At 70.6% G+C, this 20,861-nt stretch carries 21 protein-coding genes; 8 read left to right on the top strand and 13 right to left on the bottom strand.

Translation table 11 applies throughout. The annotated features are described in order from the left end of the window. Positions 1-45: 45 nt before the first annotated feature. From argC to EYW40_RS12335, 7 genes are all read right to left on the bottom strand, one after another. Complete coding sequence (argC, locus tag EYW40_RS12365) at positions 46-1,083, bottom strand: N-acetyl-gamma-glutamyl-phosphate reductase (RefSeq protein ID WP_135821905.1); 1,038 nt, start codon at positions 1,081-1,083, stop codon at positions 46-48. Continuing rightward, positions 1,080-1,949: a lysine biosynthesis protein LysX gene (lysX, locus tag EYW40_RS12360; RefSeq protein ID WP_135821904.1), complete on the bottom strand. Its 870-nt coding sequence runs from the start codon at positions 1,947-1,949 to the stop codon at positions 1,080-1,082. The genes argC and lysX overlap by 4 nt, the downstream gene beginning before the upstream one ends. 72 nt (positions 1,950-2,021) lie before the next feature. After that, positions 2,022-2,186, bottom strand: coding sequence for a lysine biosynthesis protein LysW (gene lysW / locus EYW40_RS12355; RefSeq protein WP_135821903.1), 165 nt, complete (start codon positions 2,184-2,186; stop codon positions 2,022-2,024). 204 nt (positions 2,187-2,390) lie between these two features. Further along, positions 2,391-3,872 (bottom strand): argininosuccinate lyase, encoded by a 1,482-nt coding sequence (argH, locus tag EYW40_RS12350; RefSeq protein WP_135821902.1) that lies wholly within the window; start codon positions 3,870-3,872, stop codon positions 2,391-2,393. Between the two features lies 1 nt (position 3,873). Next, positions 3,874-5,112 (bottom strand): argininosuccinate synthase, encoded by a 1,239-nt coding sequence (locus EYW40_RS12345; RefSeq protein ID WP_135821901.1) that lies wholly within the window; start codon positions 5,110-5,112, stop codon positions 3,874-3,876. 293 nt (positions 5,113-5,405) lie between these two features. Beyond that, entirely contained in the window at positions 5,406-6,215 is an 810-nt protein-coding gene (locus EYW40_RS12340) for a hypothetical protein (protein WP_135821900.1), read from the bottom strand. Between the two features lie 120 nt (positions 6,216-6,335). Further along, positions 6,336-7,496 carry a helix-turn-helix transcriptional regulator gene (locus tag EYW40_RS12335; protein WP_135821899.1) on the bottom strand — a complete coding sequence of 387 codons (1,161 nt, stop codon included), beginning with the start codon at positions 7,494-7,496 and terminating at the stop codon, positions 6,336-6,338. 86 nt (positions 7,497-7,582) lie between these two features. Between EYW40_RS12335 and EYW40_RS12330 the strand changes: the two genes are divergently transcribed. Together EYW40_RS12330 and EYW40_RS12325 are read left to right on the top strand one after the other, a co-directional pair. Continuing rightward, positions 7,583-7,777: a DUF7554 family protein gene (locus tag EYW40_RS12330; protein ID WP_135821898.1), complete on the top strand. Its 195-nt coding sequence runs from the start codon at positions 7,583-7,585 to the stop codon at positions 7,775-7,777. A 50-nt stretch (positions 7,778-7,827) separates the two neighbouring features. Beyond that, positions 7,828-8,328, top strand: coding sequence for a 2'-5' RNA ligase family protein (locus EYW40_RS12325; RefSeq protein WP_135821897.1), 501 nt, complete (start codon positions 7,828-7,830; stop codon positions 8,326-8,328). 37 nt (positions 8,329-8,365) lie between these two features. On the opposite strand, the gene EYW40_RS12320 is transcribed toward EYW40_RS12325, so the two are convergent. From EYW40_RS12320 to EYW40_RS12310, 3 genes are all read right to left on the bottom strand, one after another. Next, on the bottom strand, positions 8,366-10,537 hold the full coding sequence (locus EYW40_RS12320) for an ATP-dependent DNA helicase (RefSeq protein ID WP_135821896.1): 2,172 nt from the start codon (positions 10,535-10,537) through the stop codon (positions 8,366-8,368). A 42-nt stretch (positions 10,538-10,579) separates the two neighbouring features. Continuing rightward, positions 10,580-11,527: a cation diffusion facilitator family transporter gene (locus EYW40_RS12315; protein ID WP_135821895.1), complete on the bottom strand. Its 948-nt coding sequence runs from the start codon at positions 11,525-11,527 to the stop codon at positions 10,580-10,582. Positions 11,528-11,589: 62 nt separating this feature from the next. Beyond that, the gene (locus EYW40_RS12310; protein WP_135821894.1) at positions 11,590-12,246 is read right to left on the bottom strand and encodes a hypothetical protein; all 657 of its coding nucleotides are present in this window, start codon (positions 12,244-12,246) and stop codon (positions 11,590-11,592) included. Between the two features lie 163 nt (positions 12,247-12,409). Between EYW40_RS12310 and EYW40_RS12305 the strand changes: the two genes are divergently transcribed. Then, a complete protein-coding gene (locus EYW40_RS12305) occupies positions 12,410-12,916 on the top strand; it encodes a metallophosphoesterase (RefSeq protein WP_135821893.1) in 507 nt (168 codons plus the stop codon). A 287-nt stretch (positions 12,917-13,203) separates the two neighbouring features. Here EYW40_RS12305 and EYW40_RS12300 read toward each other — a convergent pair whose 3' ends face one another. Next, entirely contained in the window at positions 13,204-14,100 is an 897-nt protein-coding gene (locus EYW40_RS12300; protein WP_135821892.1) for an ArsR/SmtB family transcription factor, read from the bottom strand. A gap of 98 nt (positions 14,101-14,198) precedes the next feature. On the opposite strand from EYW40_RS12300, the gene EYW40_RS20320 reads away from it, so the two are divergent. Further along, complete coding sequence (locus EYW40_RS20320) at positions 14,199-14,327, top strand: DUF7859 family protein (RefSeq protein WP_259370030.1); 129 nt, start codon at positions 14,199-14,201, stop codon at positions 14,325-14,327. Here the strand turns inward: EYW40_RS20320 and EYW40_RS12295 are convergent, their stop codons facing one another. Beyond that, positions 14,328-15,344: a threonine aldolase family protein gene (locus EYW40_RS12295; RefSeq protein WP_135821891.1), complete on the bottom strand. Its 1,017-nt coding sequence runs from the start codon at positions 15,342-15,344 to the stop codon at positions 14,328-14,330. It lies immediately after the preceding gene. Between the two features lie 96 nt (positions 15,345-15,440). Further along, positions 15,441-16,205: an Lrp/AsnC family transcriptional regulator gene (locus EYW40_RS12290; protein ID WP_135821890.1), complete on the bottom strand. Its 765-nt coding sequence runs from the start codon at positions 16,203-16,205 to the stop codon at positions 15,441-15,443. Positions 16,206-16,509: 304 nt separating this feature from the next. Between EYW40_RS12290 and EYW40_RS12285 the strand changes: the two genes are divergently transcribed. From EYW40_RS12285 to EYW40_RS20015, 4 genes are all read left to right on the top strand, one after another. After that, the gene (locus tag EYW40_RS12285; protein WP_135821889.1) at positions 16,510-16,938 is read left to right on the top strand and encodes a universal stress protein; all 429 of its coding nucleotides are present in this window, start codon (positions 16,510-16,512) and stop codon (positions 16,936-16,938) included. Between the two features lie 115 nt (positions 16,939-17,053). Next, complete coding sequence (locus tag EYW40_RS12280; protein WP_135821888.1) at positions 17,054-19,306, top strand: amino acid permease; 2,253 nt, start codon at positions 17,054-17,056, stop codon at positions 19,304-19,306. A gap of 90 nt (positions 19,307-19,396) precedes the next feature. Continuing rightward, positions 19,397-20,500 carry an aminopeptidase gene (locus EYW40_RS12275; RefSeq protein ID WP_135821887.1) on the top strand — a complete coding sequence of 368 codons (1,104 nt, stop codon included), beginning with the start codon at positions 19,397-19,399 and terminating at the stop codon, positions 20,498-20,500. 177 nt (positions 20,501-20,677) lie between these two features. Next, on the top strand, positions 20,678-20,830 hold the full coding sequence (locus EYW40_RS20015) for a hypothetical protein (RefSeq protein WP_202614510.1): 153 nt from the start codon (positions 20,678-20,680) through the stop codon (positions 20,828-20,830). Positions 20,831-20,861 lie beyond the last annotated feature (31 nt).

Below are 20,861 nucleotides of genomic sequence, written 5' to 3'. Positions count from 1 at the left end.
GTGGTACTGAAAACTCGGTGTCTGTCTGCATCGTCGAAAATCGGGTCACGGTGCGCCGACGGGGTGGAGCCCCTGGAACTCCAGGCCCGCCGTCTCCTCGAAGCCGAGCGCGACGTTGGCCGCGTGGACGGCCTGGCCCGCCGACCCCTTCATCATGTTGTCGATGGCCGAGAAGACGACGAGGCGCTTGTTCGAGGGGTCCAGTTCGAAGCCGACCTCGGCGTGGTTCGTCCCGGCGACGGCCTTCGGCTCGGGGTAGCGGTACACGCCGGAGCCGCCGGCCGCCATGCGGACGAACGGTTCGTCCTCGTAGGTCCCACGGTACGCGCCCCAGAGGTCGCCCTTCGAGACGGGGCCGTCCGGGAACACGTGGCAGGTCGCGGACGCGCCGCGGATCATGTCCACCGCGTGGCAGGTGAAGGAGACGGAGGTGCCGAGGAACCGCTCTATCTCGGCCTCGTGGCGGTGGCCGGTGGGCGCGTACGGGCGGACGACGCCCGAGCGCTCCGGGTGCGACGACGCCTCGCCGCCGCCCGCGCCGCCCTCCGAGGAGCCGACCTTCACGTCGACGACGACCTGCTCGTCGCCCGAGAGGACGCCGTCGGCGAACAGCGGGTAGAGGCCGAGGATCGTCGCCGTGGCGTTGCAGCCGCCGGAGGCGATCAGGTCCGCGCCCGCGAGGTTCTCGCGGTTGATCTCCGGGAGCGCGTACTCGGCCTCGTCGAGCAGTTCCGGCCGGCTGTGGCCGTCGTACCACTCGTCGTACGCCGCCTCGGAGTCCAGCCGGAAGTCCGCCGAGAGGTCGACCACGGTGTCGGCGGCGTCGCGGAACGCGTCGATCCGCTCCATCGAGACGCCGTGGGGCGTCGCGGCGAACAGGACGTCGACGCTCTCCAGGTCCGCGGGGTCCGAGAAGCGCAGGTCGGTCCCCCGCAGGTTCGGGTGGACCGAGCCAACGCTCTTGCCGTCGTAGCTCCGGCTGGTCGCCTGGGCCACCTCGAACTCCGGGTGGCCGACGAGCAGCCGCAGCAGTTCCCCGCCGGTGAAGCCGCTCCCGCCGACGACCGTCGCCGAGAGCGTCACTGCGCGGTCACCTCTTTCTTCTCCGCGGCGGTCGCCTCCAGCCAGTCGACGACGGCGGCGGGCACGTCGATATCCGTCGTGTCGTTCAGCGCCTTGAACTCGACGGTGTGGTTCACCTCGTGGACGGTGTAGCTGTCACCCGTCTCCATCAGGTCGACGCCGAGCAGGCCGCCGCCGACGGCGTCGCTCGCGCGCTCGACGAGTTCCCTGGCCTCGTCGTCGAGTTCGAACTCCGCGGTTTCGGCGCCCTGTGCGGCGTTGGTGAGCCAGTGGTCCGACGAGCGGACCATCGCGGCGACGGGCTCGCCGTCGGTCGCCAGCACGCGGATGTCCCGGCCCGGCTTCTCGACGAACTCCTGGACGTAGAACACCTTGTGCTCGTAGTGGCCCAGCGTCGCCTTGTGTTCGAGGATGGCCTCGGCGGCGCTCTTCGAGTCGATCTTCGCCATCAGGCGGCCCCAGGAGCCGATCACCGGCTTGAGGACGCAGGGGTAGCCGAAGTCCTCGATTATCTCCATCGCGGCGTCCTTGGTGAACGCCACGTCCGTGTTCGGCGTGGGGATGTCCGCGCGGGTGAGCGCGAGGCTGTTTTTCACCTTGTCCGCACACACCTCCGCGGTGTCCGGGGAGTTGACGACCGGCACGTCGTACGCCTCGCAGAACTGCGTGGCGTAGAGGCTCCGGCTCGTCGCCAGACAGCGGTCCAGCACAACGTCGAGGCCCTCGAACGCCGGCGGGGCGTCCTCGATGTTGAACCGCTGTTTCCGGACGTCTATCTTCGTCACGTCGTGGCCCCGGTCGCGAAGCTCCGACAGCAGGAGCTTCTCGTCCTTGCGGATCCGGGAGTACAGCATGCCGACCTTCATTGTCCTGTCTGGGTGGCGTTCGTCCGCGTCGCGTCGTGCGCTCGCTGCGTGGTTGTCCGCTCCGGCGTCACCTTACTCCCCCCAGTCCTCTTCCAGCTCGGGGGCCTTCTCGAGGACCGGCGGGTTCGTGTCGGTGACTTCGAGCTCAGCGCCGCAGGTTGTACAGTCGAGTATCTCTCCCGCTTCGAGGTCGTCGTGCAGGGCGACGTCGGCCCCACACTCAACGCATTCCGCCATTGTACCCCTTACTCGTCGTGGAGACACCTTAAACCCTTCGAACTTACCAGAAAAATTAAGTAATCTGCAGCCACCTCTAATGGAGGTAGGAGCGTTCAAAACCGAGTTTCGTGTTCCAATATCAGATTCGGAATGTGTTATTCGTCCCCTCGCGGGGACGGCGGCAGCGGCGGGCCGGTCGCCCGCCGCCCCCCGGGACGGCGCTCAGTCATACGACGCCACCTCCGCGCGGAGCGTCTCCGCGGCGTCCGCGAGCAGGTCGCGCTCCGTCTCGACGGCCTCGCCGTGGACCGCCAGCGCCGTCTCGGCCTCGCCGATCTGGGCCGCGACGGCGTCGGCCGCGGGGCCGCCCGCCGAGTCGCGGCTCTCCACGCTCTCGGCGGGGTCCAGCGCGGCCAGCACGTCCTCGCGGTCGACGTACGCCGACAGCGGGTCGCCGAGCACCTCGCGGGCCGCCGCGTCCAGCGCGTCGTAGTCCGCCTCGGCCGACTCCTCGGCACTGCGTCCCTCCATGCGCTCGGCCGCCGCGGCGACCATCTCGTGGGCCGAGCGGAACGGCAGCCCGTGCATCGCCAGCAGGTCCGCGACGCCGGTGGCCGTCGAGAACCCCTCGCCCGCCGCGGCGGCGAGCGCGTCGGCCTCCCACTCGGCGGTGGCGACCGCGCCCGCGGCGACGTCGGCCGCCTCGACGACGGTGTCGACCGTCACCCAGGCGTGGGGCGTCGCGCGCTGCAGGTCGCGGTTGTACGCACGGGGCAGGCCCTTCAGCGTCGTCAGCAGGCCGTTGACCCCGCTCGCTGCGTCGCCCGCGGTCGCGCGGACCAGCTCCAGCGTGTCGGGGTTTTTCTTCTGGGGCATGATCGACGACGTCGAGGCGTAGTCGTCGTGCAGGTCGACGTACCCCCTGTTCGCGAACAGCACCAGGTCCTCCGCCAGCCCCGACAGCGTCGTTGCGTGGTTGGCCAGCGCCGTCGTCGCCTCCAGCAGGAAGTCCCGGGCCGAACTGGCGTCCATCGAGTTGCCGACGACCGTCTCGAAGCCGAGCAGGTCGGCGGTCCGCTCGCGGTCCACGTCGAAGGGGGTGCCCGCGAATGCCGCCGCGCCCAGCGGCGAGCGGTTCGTCCGGTCATACGCGTCGAGCAGGCGCTCGGTGTCGCGGGCGACCGCGGACTCGTAGGACAGCAGCCAGTGGGCCACCGTCGTCGGCTGGGCGGGCTGGAGGTGCGTGTAGCCGGGCATCACCGTCGCGTCGTGTGCCGCGGCCGCCTCCGTCAGCGCCTCGCGCAGCCCCAGCGTCGCCTCGGCGGCGTCCAGCAGGTCCTCGCGCAGGCGGTAGCGGATGCAGGTCGCCACCTCGTCGTTGCGCGAGCGGGCGGTGTGCATCTTCCCGCCCTCGTCGCCGACGCGCTCGATCACCGCCGTCTCGATGGCGGCGTGGACGTCCTCGCCGTCGGGGAGCGCGCCGTGGCCCGCCGCCTCGACGTCGTCCAGCGCGGCGAGTATCTCGCCGGCCACCGCGTCCTCGACGATGCCCTGCTCGGCGAGCATCGTCACGTGCGCGCGGTCGACCGCAAGGTCCGCCTCGAAGATGCGCCGGTCCGCGTCGAGCGAGGAGAGGAACTCGCGGGCGGGGCCGCCGCTGAAGCGGTCGCGACGCACCACGTCGCCGGAGCTCCCCTCGGTCATCTCAGTCCCCCTCGCCGTCGCCGCCGTCGGGCGTCAGCGTCTTCTGGTTCGCGGCGTCGGTGACCGCGTTCGCCAGGCGACCCTGGAAGCCGTGGTACTTGGCGACGCCGGTGGCGTCCTTCTGGGTGATCCCCTGTCCCTCGACCGTCTCGGTGTTGAACGACGCCGCGTCCTCGGAGTAGGCGGCGTACTCGCTCTCGCGGGCCACCGGGCGGGCGCTCCCGCCCTCGAGCTTGACCGTCGCGGTGCCCGTGACGCGGGACTGGGTCTCGTCGATGAACCCCTCCAGCGCGCGGACGAGCGGCGCGTCGATGAGGCCCTGGTAGGCCTTGTTCGCCCACTGCTGGTCGACCTGCTCCTTGAAGTCGCGCTCCTCCTGGGTGAGGACGAGCCCCTCCAGCGCCTCGTGGGCGTTCAGCAGGACGGTCGCGGCGGGGTGCTCGTAGTTCTCGCGCACCTTCAGGCCGAGCATGCGGTCCTCCATCATGTCCGTGCGGCCGACGCCGTACGCGCCGGCGCGCTCGTTCAGGTGCTCGATCAGCTCGACGGGGCCGTACTCCTCGCCGTCGACGGCGACCGGCTCGCCGTCGTGGAACTCGATCTCAACAAGGTCCGTATCGCCCGCCGTGCCGGGGGCGTCGGTCCACTCGTAGATGTCCTCCGGCGGGACGTAGCCCGGGTCCTCCAGCTTCGCGCCCTCGACCGAGCGGCTCCAGAGGTTCGTGTCGATCGACCAGTCGCCCTCGTTGCCGCTCTCGACCGGGAGGCCGCGCTCCTCGGCGTACTCCATCTCCCACTCGCGTGTGAGTTCGAGTTCGCGGACGGGCGCGATGACGTCCAGGTCGGAGTCGCGCCAGACGGCCTCGAAGCGCAACTGGTCGTTGCCCTTGCCGGTACAGCCGTGCGCGACGGCGTCGCAGTCGTGTTCCTTCGCGGTCTCTAGGATCGCCGTTGCGATCACCGGGCGCGCCAGCGCGGTGCCGAGCGGGTAGCCCTGGTAGGTCGCGTTCGCCTTCAGCGAGTCGAGACACAGCGTGGCGAACTCCTCTCGCGCGTCGACGACGTACTGGTCGACGCCGAGCGCTTCCGCGGTCTCTTCGGCCTCGTCGAACTCCTCGTCGGGCTGGCCGACGTCGACGGTGACGCCGATCACCTCGTCGTATCCGTACTCCTCTTCGAGCAGTCCAACGCACACCGTGGTGTCGAGTCCGCCCGAGAAGGCGAGTGCCACGCGTTCCATCTGTGTCCGAACGAACCCGCTTGACGGTATTAAATTCTTCTATTCTAATACCGTAAGAAAAGCTCAGAGACGCCTATAGTCGATTTACAGACCTCTCATCTGTTGAGTGGGGTTTCGGGTCGAGGAGTGGTAGTAGAGGTGGGCCTAACGGAGGCCCGGTCGTCGCGGTCGCGGAGAAACGGGGGCGGATCCGTCGCTGGCGGGGTGACTCGACCCGCGGGGACGACGGAAGTCGCTCATCGTGCGCTCTAGTAGGCCAAGGGGGCTATTAAACCCTTCCGGCGGGGCAAATGTTACGGCTCCGGGACGACGGTCGCTGTCGCCGATGCAGCCACGGCGGCCAGCGTCGAACCGCTCCCGTCGACCGTCGCGTCGCTGCCGGCGGTCGTCGTCTCGTCGCCGTCGGCCGTCGTGTTGCCGTCGTCGGCGGTCGACTCGTTCGCGCCGGCCCCGCGTTGCGGACCGGGGCCGACGTCCGGCCCGCGGTCTCCGTCGGTCGCGTTCCCGACGTCCTCGGGCGGCCCGCCGCCCGGCCCCAGACCGCCGCCGGCGTGCTCGCCCGCGATGCCGCGCGCCAGTTCGGCGATCCCCGGCCCCGTCACGTTGCCGGCCCGCTGGCGGAGCGCCCGGATGCGCTCGCCGCGTTCCTGGTCGAGGACGCCCGGTTCGTCGGCGAGGGCCTCGCTGCTCAGGTTCGTCATGTGCCGGACGTTTCGGCTCTCGGCGACCAGCGTCGCCATCCGGGCGCGGTACTCGCCCTCGGAGATCGATCCGTTCTCGCGGGCGGCCGAAAGCGCCGCCCGGCGCCGTTCGATCTCCTCGACCTGCCGTTCGAGCGCCGGAAGCCGCTCGTCGACCACCGCCGACGCGCCGGCCGCCGAGCGGTTCAGCCCGACGCGGAACGAGCGCTCGGCGAGTTCGCCGTCGACCTCCGCGCCCTGCACGCCGACGACGCCGGCGAGGCGTTCGCCGGGCGCGGTCGTGTCGTTCGTCTCGTTGTCCTGAAGCCCCGGGCCGTCGGCTCCAGCCACCGCGACCGCGGGGACCGCCACCGCGACCGCAGCCACGACGGCCAGGGCGGCGACCAGTGTGCGTCCGTCCATCTCGGCCGATCGTTGCGGCCACACCCACATATAAACGCAAGTCCCTGTGTCCGGATCAACGTCGATTAAGCCGATTTTATTCGCCGGAGGGAAGCGGTTCACCGGCTCACCCCGCCGTCCCTACGGCTCCGCCTCGTCCGGCCCCTCGCCGGGGAGCGACAGCACGTTCTCGCGGCCCAGCCGGAAGCTCTCCAGTTTCCCCTCGTCGCGGAGGTCGCCGACCACCTGGCTCGTCTTGGCCTCGGTCCAGTCTAAGGCCTCGACGACCTCCTGCTGTTTCATGCGTCCCCCGCGCTGGTCGAGCAGGCGGAGCACGCGCTCCTCGTTGCTGAGCAGTTCCGGGGGTGGCCCGTCGTCCGCGTCGCCGTCCGCGTCGGCGGCGGCAGACGCATCGCCGTCGTCGCCCGCGTCAGGCGGTTCCGCGGCGGCCCCACCGTCGTCGGCGTCCGGGGTCTCGTCGTCCGCCCCGCCGAGGCCGCCGTCCCGGAACCGGAGCGCGGCGACGCCCGCGGCGGCGACCCCGACCAGCGCCAGCGCCGCGAGGAGCCAGCCCGATCCGACGTCGCCGTCGGCCGCACCGCCCCCGTCAGCGCCGCCGTCCGACCCCCCGCCCGCGGGCGTGAGAACTATCGACGGCTCGTCGGACGCGAAGTCCGTCATCGACCCCCGCCAGGTGGCGGACGCGTCGCCGCCGTCGTCGGGGTCCGGCGACACGTCGGCGTCGTAGCCCGCCGGCCACTCGACCGTCAGCCGCGTCTCGCTGCTGAGGAAGAACCCGCGTATCGCGTCGCCGATCCGGATCCCGTCGCCGTCGACGGCGGCGAACCCCTCCCACGTGAACGAGTAGGTGACGACGCCGTACTCGTCGGGGATCGCGCGGCGGTCGGCGGCGACGGACACGTTCCGCGCGGCCATCTCCCGTCCGGTGTCGTTCTCTGCCGCGCCGACGGTGCCCTCGATGCGCTCGCGGAAGTCCGCGGTGTAGTTCCCGGGGTTGGCCTCGATGTCCCGCCGCAGGTCCTCGAACGCCTGCGTCGTGTTCTCGTCGTCGAGGCGCGTCCAGTACTGTAGCTCCCACCGGGCGGTCCCGTTCTCGTCGACCGAGACGAGGATCCGTATCTCGTCGGTTTCGACGTCCTGACTGACCACCTCGTGGGGGGCCGGATCACCCTCCTGCCCCCCGTCGAACGCCGGCGACGCGACCGCGGGAACCGCCACCGCGGTCAGCAGGACCAGCGCGAGACAGGCCGCCCGTACGGTTCCGGCCGTGCGTCCCTGCATCGATACTCCCTCGCGGTGGCGCTCGGAAATGTCTTGTCGTCTCGGTAGCCACAGAGTACTTAGGTGTTTGCTGCGAAGGCCCGGGTATGCGTGATACCAGGGGGGACATCGAGGTAGAGACCCTGCTGAAGCTCGTGCTCGGGCTGCTTGCGGTCCTGCTCGTGCTGGAGATAGTCGGCTTCTTCGTCGACGGACTGCTCGCCCTGCTCGGACCGCTCCGGCCGCTGGTGACGCTGGTCGTGCTGGTGCTCATCGTGCTCTGGCTGCTTGACCGGCTCTGAGAGCGAACGCTGACCGGCAGGCTCTTGCCACCCCGGACGCAACCTCGGCCGTGCTCAGTCTCAACGCCCCGATCCCGGGCCGCGTCGCCCGACTCGCCGCCGACCTCCATCCGGAGCTGGTGGCGTTCGACGAGATCCGGGAGCACCACTCGCTGCTGGTCAAGCGGCTCGGCGACCCCGACCACCTCCCGCCGGTCCAGCACGACGTCCGGCGGACGCTCGCCGGTGCGCCCGCGTTCGAGGTCGGGGTCACCGGCGTGGGGTACTTCCCGAACCCGCCGATGGGGCCGGCCCCGGTGCTGTACCTGAGCGTCGAGAGCCCCGGCCTCCGGGAGGTCCACGGCCGCCTCGTCGAGCGCTTCGGCGCGGTCGACGGACTGGAGGGCGACGAGTACACGCCCCACGTCACCCTCGCCCGCGGCGGCGACGAGGCGGTCGCCGAGCGGCTGACGGAACTCGACGTCGAGCCGGTGACGTGGGCGGTCAACGAACTGCGGTTCCGCGACGCGCGCTACGGCGAGACCGTCAGCACCGTCTCCTTGCCCGCGTGAGGGGTCGGCCGCCCGCGCCGCCGGCCGGTCGCCCCGGCTACGGCGTCGGCGGCTCCCCGTCGTACGCGTCCAGCCCCTGATAGAAGTTCAGCATCGCGAACTTCAGCTTCGTCGGGTCCACGTCGACCATCTCCTCCCGCTCCTCCGGCGGGAACGAGTCGTGGACGCCGTACTTCCCCATCTCCGCGCTCGCCGTCTCCGTGTAGCGCTCGTCGAGCAGGACCCGCACCCCGAAGTCGTCCGGCGCGCGGATCACCCGGCCGAGCGCCTGCCGCGTCTTGCGGATGGTCGGGATCTCGACGGCGTACTCCCAGCCGGCGTCCTCGCCGCGCTCGGAAAACGCCGCGCCGTAGGCCGCCTGCACCGCCTTCGCCCGGTCGTCGAGGTGGGGGTAGGGGACGCCGACCACGACGACGGTGCGGGCGTCGTCGCCGTCGAAGCTCACGCCCTCCGCCAGCGTCCCCCACAGCGACGTACACAGGACGGCGTCGTCGCTGTCGGTGAACTCCCGGCGTAGCTCCTCGACGGAGTCGCCCGGCTCGTCGCGGTAGACGGTCGCCTCGACGTCCAGCAGTTCGTGGTACCGCTCGGCCTCGGCGTAGCTCGGGAAGAAAGCGAGCGTGTTGCCGGGCGTGAAGCGGACGGCGTCCGAGAGCGCGCCAGCCACCGCCGCCTGCGTGTCCGGGTCGTCGCGCTCGCTGGCGAACAGCGCGGGCGTCTCCGCCGCGAACGTCCGGCGGCGCTCCGCCGGGAAGCTCAGCCCGTACGCCATCGTCACGGGCGACTCCAGACCGAGCACGTCGCCCATCACGTCGAACGGCCGGAGGGTGGCGCTCATCAGCACGCTCGCGTACACCTCATCGAACAGCTGGCCCGTCACCTCCTGGGGAATACAGGTGTACAGTTCGGCCCGCCCGTACACGTCGCCGGTGCCCGCGTCCCGGCGGACCGAGACGACGGGGTACTGCCCCAGCGCCGCGCCCTCGTCGACCCACGAGGAGATGAAGGTCGCCGCCTGGAGCGTCTGGCACTCGGTTCGGGTCGTCGCGTCGCCGCGCTTGTAGGCCTCCTCGTACTCCTCGTCGAGTTCCCGGCCCAGTTCCGCCGCGGCCGCCAGGTCCTCGTCGACGCCGGGGCCGGTGTACCCCTGCAGGAACGCGCGGGTGAGGTCGTCGCGGCCCTCCTCGTTGGCGATGGCGACGTCCTCCCAGTTCTCGCCGACGCGCTCGCGCTCGCCGAAGCCCAGCGCGTCGTCGTACGTCTCGACCAGCGCCGCCCGGAATGCGCCGACGACGTTGCTCGCCGCGGCGGCCCGCGGGTCGTCGCTCTCGTCGAGTTCGTCGAGCGCCTGGTCCAGCGTGTTCTCCGTCAGCGTCCGGGTCGCGTGGTCGCGGGCCGCCCCCTCGACGTTGTGGGCCTCGTCGAAGACGGTGATCACGTCCTCCGGGTCCCGGCCCAGCCACCGGAAGAACTGCTCGCGGATCGCCGGGTCGAGCAGGTGGTGGTAGTTACAGACGACGAGGTCGACCCCCTCCATCCCGTCTTTCAGCAGTTCGTAGCCACACAGCGTCCGCTCGCCCGCGTACTCGTACACGTCCTCGGGCGTGCGCACGTCCTCGAACAGCCAGTCGTAGAACTCGTCGGTGTCGGCCGCGAGGTTGTTGTAGTAGTGCTCACAGGTGTTTGCCTCCTCCAGGTCCTCGACCTGCGCCTCGACGGCGTCGAGTTCGTCCATCACCGCGCTGCGGGCCTCGGCGGCGCGCTCATCGCCCTCCTGGCTCTCCGCGAGCAGTTCCTCCTGGCGGCGTTCGAGCTGGTCGCGGTCCCGCTCGGCGTCGATCAGTTCGTACGTGTTGTCCCGGAGCACCTGACACTCCTCGAAGCCGACGTCGATGTGGCACATCGACGCCTTCCCCTTGAACACGACCGCCCTGATCGGCTCCTGGCGGGTGATCTGGCGGGCCTCGGTGACGAACTGGCGCATCTGCTGGTGAACGTTGGTCGTGATGACGACCGTCTTGTCCGACTCCCGGGCGTACTCCAGGGCGGGCACGAGCGCCGACAGCGTCTTCCCGGTGCCACAGGCCCCCTCGAACAGCACGTCCTGCCGGCGGGACAGCGCGTTGTAGATGCGGTCCATCGCCTCCCGCTGGTCGTCGTAGGGGTCCTCGTACGGGAAGAAGCGCATGTACCCGTTCGTCTCTGACACGGCGGGTCCTTTCGCGCCACCGATTAAAAAGTCTCGCCCCGCCTACGCCGTCTCCGGCTCGATGTACACCTTCTTCACGCCGGAGTTGGCCGCGATCACGTCGTCCTCCAGCCGGGTGATCAGATCGTCCATCTCGTCGGCGTCGATCGACGGGTCGAACGCCACGTCCGCGGCGACGAGGATGCGGTTCGGCCCGAAGTACACCGTCCGGAAGTCGACGACTTCGACGACGCCGTCGCCGCCCGCGACGATCTCGCGGAGTTCACGCTCCTTCTCCTTCGGGACGCTCTCCCCGATCAGGAGCCGCTTGTTCTCCCACGCCAGCGCGACCGCAAAGCCCATCAGCATCAGCCCGATGAGCAGGGCGCTGGCGGCGTCGTAGACTGGGTTCTCGGTCACCCGGGTGAGGTAGACGCCGAGCAGGGCGATCCCCGCACCGCCCAGGGCGATGGCGTCCTCGGTCAGCGCCGTCAGCGTCGTCACGTCGCTGGTCTTGCGGAACGCCTCGCGGAGCGTCGACCAGCCCTGCTCGGCCATCTGTTTGGTGATGGCCTCGTACGCCTTCTTGAACGCCCACGCCTCGAAGATGATCGCGCCGATCAGGACGGCGTAGTTCACGAGGATGGGGTCGAACGAGGCCCCAAACAGGGTGACGTCCTCGCTGGCCCGGTGGACGCCGCCGTGGACCAGCGCGTCGTAGCCGTGTTTCGCGCTCTCCCAGCCGGCGATGCCGAAGAGGAGCACGCTGACGAGGAAGCTGTAGAAGAACTGCGCCTTGCCGTAGCCGAAGGGGTGCGCCCGCGTCGCGTCCTGCGCGCCGAAGCGGATGCCGATCAGGAGAAACACCTGATTGCCCGTGTCGGAGACGGAGTGGTACGTCTCCGACAGCATCGCGGGGCTGCCCGTCAGGAGGTAGCCGAGGAACTTCATGACGGCGATGGCCCCGTTGGCGACCAGGGCGGCGAGGACGACTGATTTGCTGCTTGCCATCACGTCCACTCGCGGCCGCCCGTGACAAAGAAGTTAGGACTCGGACGGCGCTCGCGGCGCGGTCAGGGGTCGTACCGCCACTCGCCGTCGTCGTGGGCGACGCCCGGGACCGCGAGCAGCCGCGGCCGGACGCAGTCCCACCACGCGTCGCGGTCGTCGTAGCCGGCCGAGTGAGGCGGGTACACCGCGCCGACGATCCCATCGGCCGTCGCCGGGCCGTCCTCGCGCAGGAACGCGACCACCGCGCGGACGGCGTCGCGCCGCCAGTCCCGCATCATCCGGCTCGCGCCGGGAAACGCCATCCGGGCCACCGCCCGGTCGACCGCGTCGCCCGCCTCGACGGTCCCCTCCGGCGTCCGCTCGCGGAGCGTCGACGCCGGGAGGTGCCAGACGACCGCGGTCCGCGCCGCGCCGTCGTCGCCGGTCGCCGCCACCTCGCGCCGCCGGAGTTCGCCCGCCGCTTCGAGGTCGGCCAGCGCGTCGGCGACCGCGTCCCGGGGCGCGTCGGCGGCGACGGCCACCTCCGCGACCGTCCGCGGCGCGGCGTCGACGAACGCGTCGCGGACGGCCGGGGCGACGGGCTCACCGGTCGTCCCGGTGTCACCGTCCGGGTCGGCCGCCTCGTCCCCGTCGCCGCTCTCGTCGGCCCCGGGTCCGTCAGCGTCGCCGTCGGCTCCGCCTCCCGGATCGGCGGCGCGGCCCGGCGACTGCTCGCTCATGGGTCGCCGTACGCGGGGGGGACTGATAGTGGTTGCTCTCGCCAAGCACGGGTGATCGCCGGTAGCGGCTCGGGCGATCACCGGGGAACAGTGAGCGCGACCACTGTCGAGGGTGTCGTCCTCGGACGAAAGACCCGTAACCCGCGCCCGCAAAGCGGCCGCCGTGATAGTCGTCTGCTCGGACACGCACAGCGGGAGGGACCACGAACTGACCGACCACATGGTGGCGGCCGTCCGCCGGGCCGACCTGGTCGTCCACGCGGGCGATTTCACCACCGTGGCGGTGCTCGACGCCCTGCAGGCCGAGAGCGACCGGCTGTTCGCCGTCCACGGCAACGCCGACGGTCCCGGGGTGCGCGACCGGCTCCCGGCGGCGCGGACGTTCGACGTCGGCGGTCGCACGGTCGCGCTCACCCATCGACGCGACGGCGGGGCGACGGGGCTGGCGATGTTCGGTCGCTCGCGGGACGCTGACCTGGTCGTCTCCGGGCACACGCACCGACCCTCAGTGTCGCAGGCGGACGACGTGACGCTGCTGAACCCGGGGAGCTACGCCGACCCGCGGGGCAACCGGCCGGGGTACGCGGAGCTAGAGCGGGACGGGGACGCGCTCCGCGGGCGGCTACTGGAGCCGGACGGGACGGTGGTCGAGACGTTCGTCGTCGGATAAAATCGGAGCCCGACGGCCGCGGCCGGACCGCATCGCGGTGGAGGGCGGGCCGGCTGGCGGGTGGGAACCAGCCGGGCCGCGGGGACGCGGGGTGGGGTGCCCCGGAGGGCGTGGTCACGACGAGGGCTATCGACTGCCGTCGGGGACCATCGGAGGGCCGAAGCGGTCCGGCGTGGGCCGTCGGTGGCTGGCTGGTGGGTCGGGGTGGGCCGTGAGGCCGCATCCCTACGTTACGGGTAATATATAAAGAGGATGTCGTAAGCTCAAACGGCGATTTTAGTCACCGGTCAGCGGTCGACGTGGCGGAAGAACACCCACACCGTCACGACGATGACGCCGGCGGCAAACAGCAGGAGGCCGGGCGGTATCCCGCCGTTCAGCCCCATGTCGAGCGCGGACGCGGCGGTGTCGTTGGCGGCGACGGTCTCGTTCGCGTTCCTGACCGTCTCGTTCGCCGCGGTCGTCGTCGCGTCCGTGGCGACGGCCTGGTCCGTGACCGTGTCCCCCGCCGCGTCGACCGTCGTCCGCGTCAACTCGACCGTGGTGTCGGTCGCGTCGGTCGCCTCGGTGGTTTCACCCATGATCCCCACGTCGTCCCCGGTCGTGGTCTCGGTGGGCGACACGGTGGCGTTGCCGTCGGCGGACGTGAAGCCGACGTCGTTCCCGCCGTCGGCGTCGGCCGGGGCGGCACCGCCGCCGCGCTCGCCGCCCCCGCCACCGCCGGTTCCGGGGGGGGTGATCGGGGTGTTGCCGACGAGGTTCTGGAGCGCGATGCTGGCGGCCGCGACGACCCCGACGCCGCCGAGCAGCCGGGAGAGCGCCGTCTTCAGCGAGGACGTCTCCTCCTCCTGCCCGGCGAAGAGGACCAGCGGCTGGTCGGCGGGGGCGTACACGTTCATCTCGCGGCCCTTCTCGGAGTAGACGGTGTCGACGACTTCGACGACCTCGGCCCCTTCGAGCTTTTCGAGGTGGTACTGCGTGTTCTGGAGCGACGTGTCGACGGCGTCGGCGAGCGCCGAGGGCGTCGCGGGGTCGTCGTGGAGGGCGGCGAGCAACTGGCGGGCGGTCTCCGAGGAGAGGGCGGCGAGGACGTCGTCGGCGTCGTCGCTGTCGACGCCGACGACCCGGGGGTCCGCGTTCTCGGACGCAGACGCGTCCGAGGTGGAGGGCAGGAGGTCGGCCATGTGTCCGTTATCCCTGTGGGACGGCATGAACTTTCTCCCTTCGACGCCGGGTCGCGCCCGTCGAAACGTATTTGCGCCCGCCCCGAGTAGCCGGCCGCATGGCTTCGGTCGACCCGTTTATCGTCCTCATCGTCGGCGGGCTGTTGGCGCTTATCTTCTTTCTGTACCTGATGGTCCGCCGCACCCTCAAGGGGTTCCAGGAGGGCGTCGACGACGGGCGACGGTAGTTACAGCGCCGCTCCGACGCGCTCGACGGCTGCCTCCACGTCCCCGCGGTCGACGTCCAGGTGCGTACAGAACCGGACGGTCGTCTCGCCGAACGCCGACCCCAGCACGCCCTCCGTCTCGCAGAACGAGAGGAACTCCTCGGCGTCCGTCCCCGCGCCGGCCACGTCGACGAGCACGATGTTCGTCTCGGGCGGCTGGACCGACAGGCCGTCGACGGCGTCGAGCCCCTCGGCGAGCAGCCGGGCGTTCTCGTGGTCGTCGGCGAGGCGGTCGACGTTGTCCAGCGCTTCGAGCCCCGGCCCGGCGATCACGCCGGCCTGGCGCATCCCGCCGCCGAACAGCTTCCGGTTGCGGCGGGCGCGCTCGACGAAGGCCTCGCTCCCCGCGAGCATCGACCCGACGGGCGCGCCCAGCCCCTTCGAGAGGCAGAACATGACGGAGTCGACCGGTTCGACGATCCGCGCGGCGGGCACGTCGAGCGCCGTCGCCGCGTTGAACAGCCGCGCCCCGTCGAGGTGGACCGGCACGCCGAGGTCGTGGGCCGCCTCGGCGGCGGCGTCGATCTTCTCGGGCGCGATGGCGACCCCACCCTTGCTGTTGTGCGTGTTCTCCAGGGAGAGCAGGCCGGTGCCGGGGCGGTGGAGGTCCTCCTCGACGTACCCCTCGCGGACCTGTTCGGGCGTCGGCACGCCGCGGTCGCCGCCGTCGAGCGTCCGCACCTGCAGGCCCGAGAGCTGCGCGAAGCCGCCGAGTTCCCACTTGTACACGTGGCTCTCGCGCTCGACGAGCGCCTCCTGCCCGCGCTCGGCGTGGGTGCGGGCCGCGACCTGGTTGCCCATCGTCCCCGTCGGGACGTACAGCGCCGCCTCCGTGCCGACCGCCTCGGCCGCGCGGCGCTCCAGTTCGTTCACCGTCGGGTCCTCGCCGTACACGTCGTCGCCCACCTCGGCCGTCGCGGCGGCCTCGCGCATCGCCTCGTCGGGCGTCGTCACCGTGTCGCTCCGCAGGTCTATCATGCCAGCCCGTACGCGCTCGGCCCAATAAAACGGCGGCATCGCGGCCGCGCTCGCGGAGCGCGGGTGGCTCGGCGGCGCGGTCCGCGTGAGTCCCCCTCAGTCGACGGTCTCGACCGCGCCGTCCCCGGCGAACGCCTCGATGACGCGGTCCGTGTTCCCGCTCCGGGACAGCACCGTGACGATGTCGTCCGGCCGGATCTCCGTCGTGCCGTGGGGCGTCAGCACGCGGTCGTCGCGCTCGATGGCGATCACAAGCGAGTCGTCGTCGAGGACGCCGTCCCGGACGGCCGCCTCCAGCGTCCGGCCGACGACCGGCGCGTCGCGCCTGACGGTCACGTCCACGACGTTGGCGTCGCCGGTGAGGCTGATGAAGTCCGTCGCCTCGCTCGACGGGACCTCGTCGTCCGGGCCGAACGCCCCGTACGGACTGTCGGTTTCGGCCTCGACGAGCGTCTCGTCCTCGATCTCCAGCCCCAGCTTCGACAGGGCCCGGGAGACGCGGCGGAGCGCCTCGGTGTCCTCGCCGACGGCCATGACGTGCAGGTTCCGCCGCCCGGTCATCAGCTCGCGGACGTTGGTCACGCCGGGGACGGCACTCGCCTCCCGTGCGAGCACCTTCCGCTCGGAGACCGGCGCGTTGCAGACGTAGAGGTTCGTCAGGTGGCCGTCCGCGCGCTCGAAGTCGACGCCCGCGGTGTACCCCCGGATGATCCCGTGGTCCTCCAGCTGGTCGATCCGGTTCCGGATCGTCCCGGGCGAGACGTTCACCTGGTCCGCGATGGTCGGCGCGGAGGTGTTCCGGGCGTCGCACATCAACTCGTAGATGATGCGACGGTCTATCTCGTCGAGCCGATGGTCCATGCCCCCCGTAGCACCACGGCACACTTCATCTCACCGTTCGGGGTGCTGGCGAGGGACGAACGTGAGCCACCGTGGTTCAGTAATCAGCAATTTAGTACCATAATTATTACTGAATGCGGAAACGAGACGGGTAGTTTATATTTCTGCGATCCGTTGTCGGGGACATGAAGCGACTCGACCCCGTTCGTTCGGCCGCCGACCGGAGTGGGAACCCGGGCGTAACGGCCACCACAGGAACCGGCCAGCGAAGCGGCGGAACGACGCCGAACCGGCCGGAGACGGCGGCCGCCGGGGAGGGTCGGCGGTGAACGCGCTCGCCCACCTCGTCGTCCCCGTCGCGAGCGAGGCCGACGCCAGGGCCACCGGCGCCGCGCTCCGCCCGTATCTGGACGGCGTCGAACGCGTAACGGCGATACACGTCATCGAGAAGGCCGGCGGCGCAGTCGACAAGGCACCGCTGGCCAAACGCCGCGAGGACGCCGCCGAGTTTCTGGCCGTCGTCGAGTCGGAGATCGGCGACGCCGTCGCGGTCGACACCCGGACCGCCTTCGACACGGACGTCGTCGACGCGGTGTTCGCGGCGGCGGCCGACGCCGGCGCGACCGCGGTCGCGTTCCGGCCCCGGGGCGGCAGCCGCATCGTTCGGCTCCTGACCGGCGACACCGCGACGGGGCTGGTCACCGACCCCGAGATACCGGTCATCGCACTGCCGGACCCGGCGGAGGGCGAGTGAGATGGGCGGCTCGCCGTTCGTTCCTCCGCACTCACGGCCCCACCACGGAGGTGCGTCTGCGTGAGTGACTCGTCGTTCCTCCGCACTCACGGCCCCACCACGGAGGTGCGTCTGCGTGAGTGACGAGGAACTCGCCAAGGACCTCGGTCTCGTCTCCGCGATGACGATCGGGATCGGGACGATGATCGGCGCGGGCATCTTCGTCCTGCCCGGCGTCGCGGCCAGGGCCGCCGGGCCGATCGTCGTCGTCTCGTTCGTCGTCGGCGGCGTCATCGCGATGGTCAACGCCCTCTCCGTCTCCGAACTCGGGACGGCGATGCCGAAAGCCGGCGGGGGGTACTACTACGTCAACCGGGCGCTCGGACCGCTGTTCGGCTCGATCGCGGGGATGGGCGACTGGATGGGCCTGGCCTTCGCCAGCGCCTTCTACAGCATCGGCTTCGGACAGTACCTCGCGACCCTCGCGCCGATCCCCGGGATCCTGTTTCTCACGGACATCCAGGTCGGCGCGCTGATCGCCGGCACCGCGTTCGTCCTCGTGAACTACGTCGGCGCGAAGGAGACCGGCGGCGTCCAGACGGTCATCGTGACCCTGCTTTTGGCGATCCTGGGCGTGTTCGCGGTCCAGGGCTGGCTGTCGTTCGACTACGCGACGCTGGCCGGCGACGGCGGCCTCGCGCCGATGGGGGCCGGGGCGATCCTCCCCGGTACCGCGCTGGTGTTCGTCTCCTTCCTCGGGTACGCGAAGATCGCGACGGTCGCCGAGGAACTGAAAAACCCCGGCCGGAACCTCCCGCTGGCCGTCATCGGGAGCGTCGCCATCGTCACCGTCCTCTATGCGATCCTCGTGAGCATCATGCTCGGCGTCGTGCCGTGGCCGGAACTGAGCAAGGACGCCCCGCTCACGCAGGCGACCGAAGCCGCGTTCCCGGGCGGCTACGCCGGGATCGCCGTCACGACCGTGACGGCCGGCGCGCTGCTGGCGACCGCGTCGAGCGCGAACGCCTCGATCCTCGCGTCGGCCCGGATCAACTTCGCGATGGGCCGGGACAAGATCGTCACGAACTGGCTGAACGAGATCCACCCGAGCTACGCCACGCCGTACCGCTCCATCGTCGTCACGGGCGCGATGATCGTCGTCTTCATCGCCGCCCTCGGACAGGACATCGAGGTGCTGTCGAAGGCGGCGAGCGTCCTCCACCTCGTCGTGTACGCGCTGATGAACGCGGCGCTCATCGTGTTCCGGGAGACCGACGCGCCCGAGTACGACCCGGACTTCACCGTCCCGCTCTACCCGCTGACGCCGGTCGCGGGGATGGCGCTGTCGCTGGGGCTGCTCGCGTTCGTCGGCGGGCGCGAACTCGCGCTGTCGGCGGTGTTCGTCGTCGCCGCGGTCGTGTGGTACTTCGCGTACGCCCGGAAGCACACGCCGAAGCGGGGCCTGCTCGGGCGGTACATCCGGGACCGGCGGGCGACGATGCCCGACTCGGTCGTCGGCGCGGCCGAAACCGTCGCGCCGGACGGGGCGACGAGCCCCGACGAGCCGACCGTCATGGTCGCGCTCTCGAACCCCCGGACCGAGCGTGCGCTCATGACCCTCGCCGGCGCGCTGGCGAAGGCGAAGGGCGGGTCGGTACTCGCCACCCACGTCGTGCAGGTGCCCGACCAGACGTCGCTGGCGGCGGCCGCCGAGCAGCGCGGCGACCTCGTGACGGAGTCGGAGGAACTCCTGGCCGACGCACGGGCCGACGCGGAGCGCTTCGGCGTGGCCGTCGAGACGAGGACGATCCTCTCCCACCAGGGCGTCGCCGAGGTGTTCGACGCCGCGCGCGAACACGAGGCCGACACGGTCGTGATGGGCTACGGCGGCGCGCAGCTGGCCGGCGGGCGGGTGGAAGGGACCCTCGACGAACTCACCCACGACCTCCCCTGTGACGTGCTCGTGTTGAACGAGCGGGCGTTCGACCCCGGCCGGATCCTGCTGCCGACCGCGGGCGGCTACTCGTCGGACCTCTCCGCGGAGCTGGCCCGCGCGCTCCGCGACGCGGTCGACGCCGAGGTTTCGGTCCTCTACGTCGCCGAAGACGACGAGAGCGAGGCGGCCGCCCGGGAGTTCGTCGGCGGGTGGGCGGCCGACCACGGGCTGGACGACGCCGAGTTACTGGTCGAGACCGGCGACGTCGAGACGGCCATCCGGGACGCCGCCGCCGACCGGTCGCTGGTGGTCGTCGGGGCCACGGAGGAGGGGCTGCTCTCCCGCGTGGTGCGTGGCTCGCTGACGCTGTCGGTGCTGGAGAACCTCGACGCGTCGGTGCTGCTCGCCGAGCGCCCGCACTCGCGGTCCCTGCGGGAGCGGCTGTTCGGCTGAGGCCGCGGGGCCTGCCGGCGCGCCGTTTCCGAGCGACCGCCGGAGCCGGAAACCAAACCGTTTAGCACGGGCCGGCCCGACGGCCGAGGTATGGACCCGCGTATCCGCGAACACGCGTCCCTGCTCGTTCACGAGGCGCTCGAACTCGAAGAGGGCGACGACGTGGTGATCAAGGCACCGCCCGTCGCGGAGGACCTGGTCGTTGCCCTCCACGAGGCCATCGGCGACGTGGGGGCCAACCCCGTCGCCCAGTACACCACCCGCGGCGGCCGCGCAATCCGGGCGTACCTCCGCGCCCACGACGGCGACTTCGACACGCCCGACCACGAGATGGCGCTGATAGAGGCCGCCGACGCCCACGTCCACATCCGGGGCCACGAGAACGTCACCGAGAAGAGCGACGTCGACCCCGAGCAAAGCTCCGCCTGGGAGCAGGCCCAGCGGCCCATCCTGAACGAGCGGCTGACGGACAACTGGACGCTCACGCAGTTCCCCGCGCCCGCCAACGCCCAGCTCGCCGAGATGAGTACGGAAGGGTACGAGAACTTCGTCTGGGACGCCGTCAACAAGGACTGGGACGCCCAGCACGAACTGCAGGAGCAGATGGTCGAGATACTCGACCCCGCCGACGAGGTGCGGATCGTCTCCGGCGACACGACCGACGTGACGATGAGCGTCGCCGGCAACGTGACGATAAACGACACCTGCACGAACAACGTCCCCGGCGGCGAGGTGTTCACCGCGCCCGTCCCCGCCTCCGTGGAGGGCGAGGTGCTGTTCGACAAGCCCCTGTACCACCAGGGCCGCGAAGTGCTCGGCGCGTACGTGAAGTTCGAGGACGGCGAGGTCGTCGAGCACAGCGCCGAGAAAAACGAGGAGGTGCTGACGGGCATCCTCGAAACCGACGACGGGGCGCGCCGCCTCGGCGAACTCGGCATCGGCATGAACCGCGACATCGACCGCTTCACCTACAACATGCTGTTCGACGAGAAGATGGGCGACACCGTCCACATGGCGCTTGGCCGCGCCTACGAGGCCAACGTCGGCGAGGGCAACGAACAGAACGAGAGCGCCGTCCACGTCGACATGATCGTGGACATGAGCGAGGACTCCTACATCGAGGTCGACGGCGAAGTCGTCCAGCGGAACGGGACGTTCAAGTTCGAGGACGGGTTCGAGAGCGAGGCCGAGTGACCGTCGGGGACGAAGCCTCGGACGACGAGCGGCGAGCGGATCGCCGCGGGGATATTTTCGACACGATGCCGGCGAACTATACATCGAATCGACTAGACGAGTCGACGTCAGCCCCTCCCGTGACACTCGTCGGCACGTATCGAATTGGTTAAGTACTTCTATGAACGTTCGTGACCTATGCCGAAGGTCGCCTGTCCGGACTGTGACCGGAACATCGCCGTTCACGAACTCGAGGCCCGGACCGTCGCCCAGACGTCGGGGTTCAACACGAACTACCGCTGTCCGTTCTGCCGCGCCGACTTCGAGGACATCGGGGACAACCTGGTGTAAACGCCGCGTCGGCCAGCGAGCCCCGGTCGAA

The organism is Halostella litorea (assembly GCF_004785955.1).
Classification (GTDB): domain Archaea; phylum Halobacteriota; class Halobacteria; order Halobacteriales; family Natronoarchaeaceae; genus Halostella; species Halostella litorea.
This window is presented reverse-complemented; position numbering and strand designations above follow the sequence as displayed.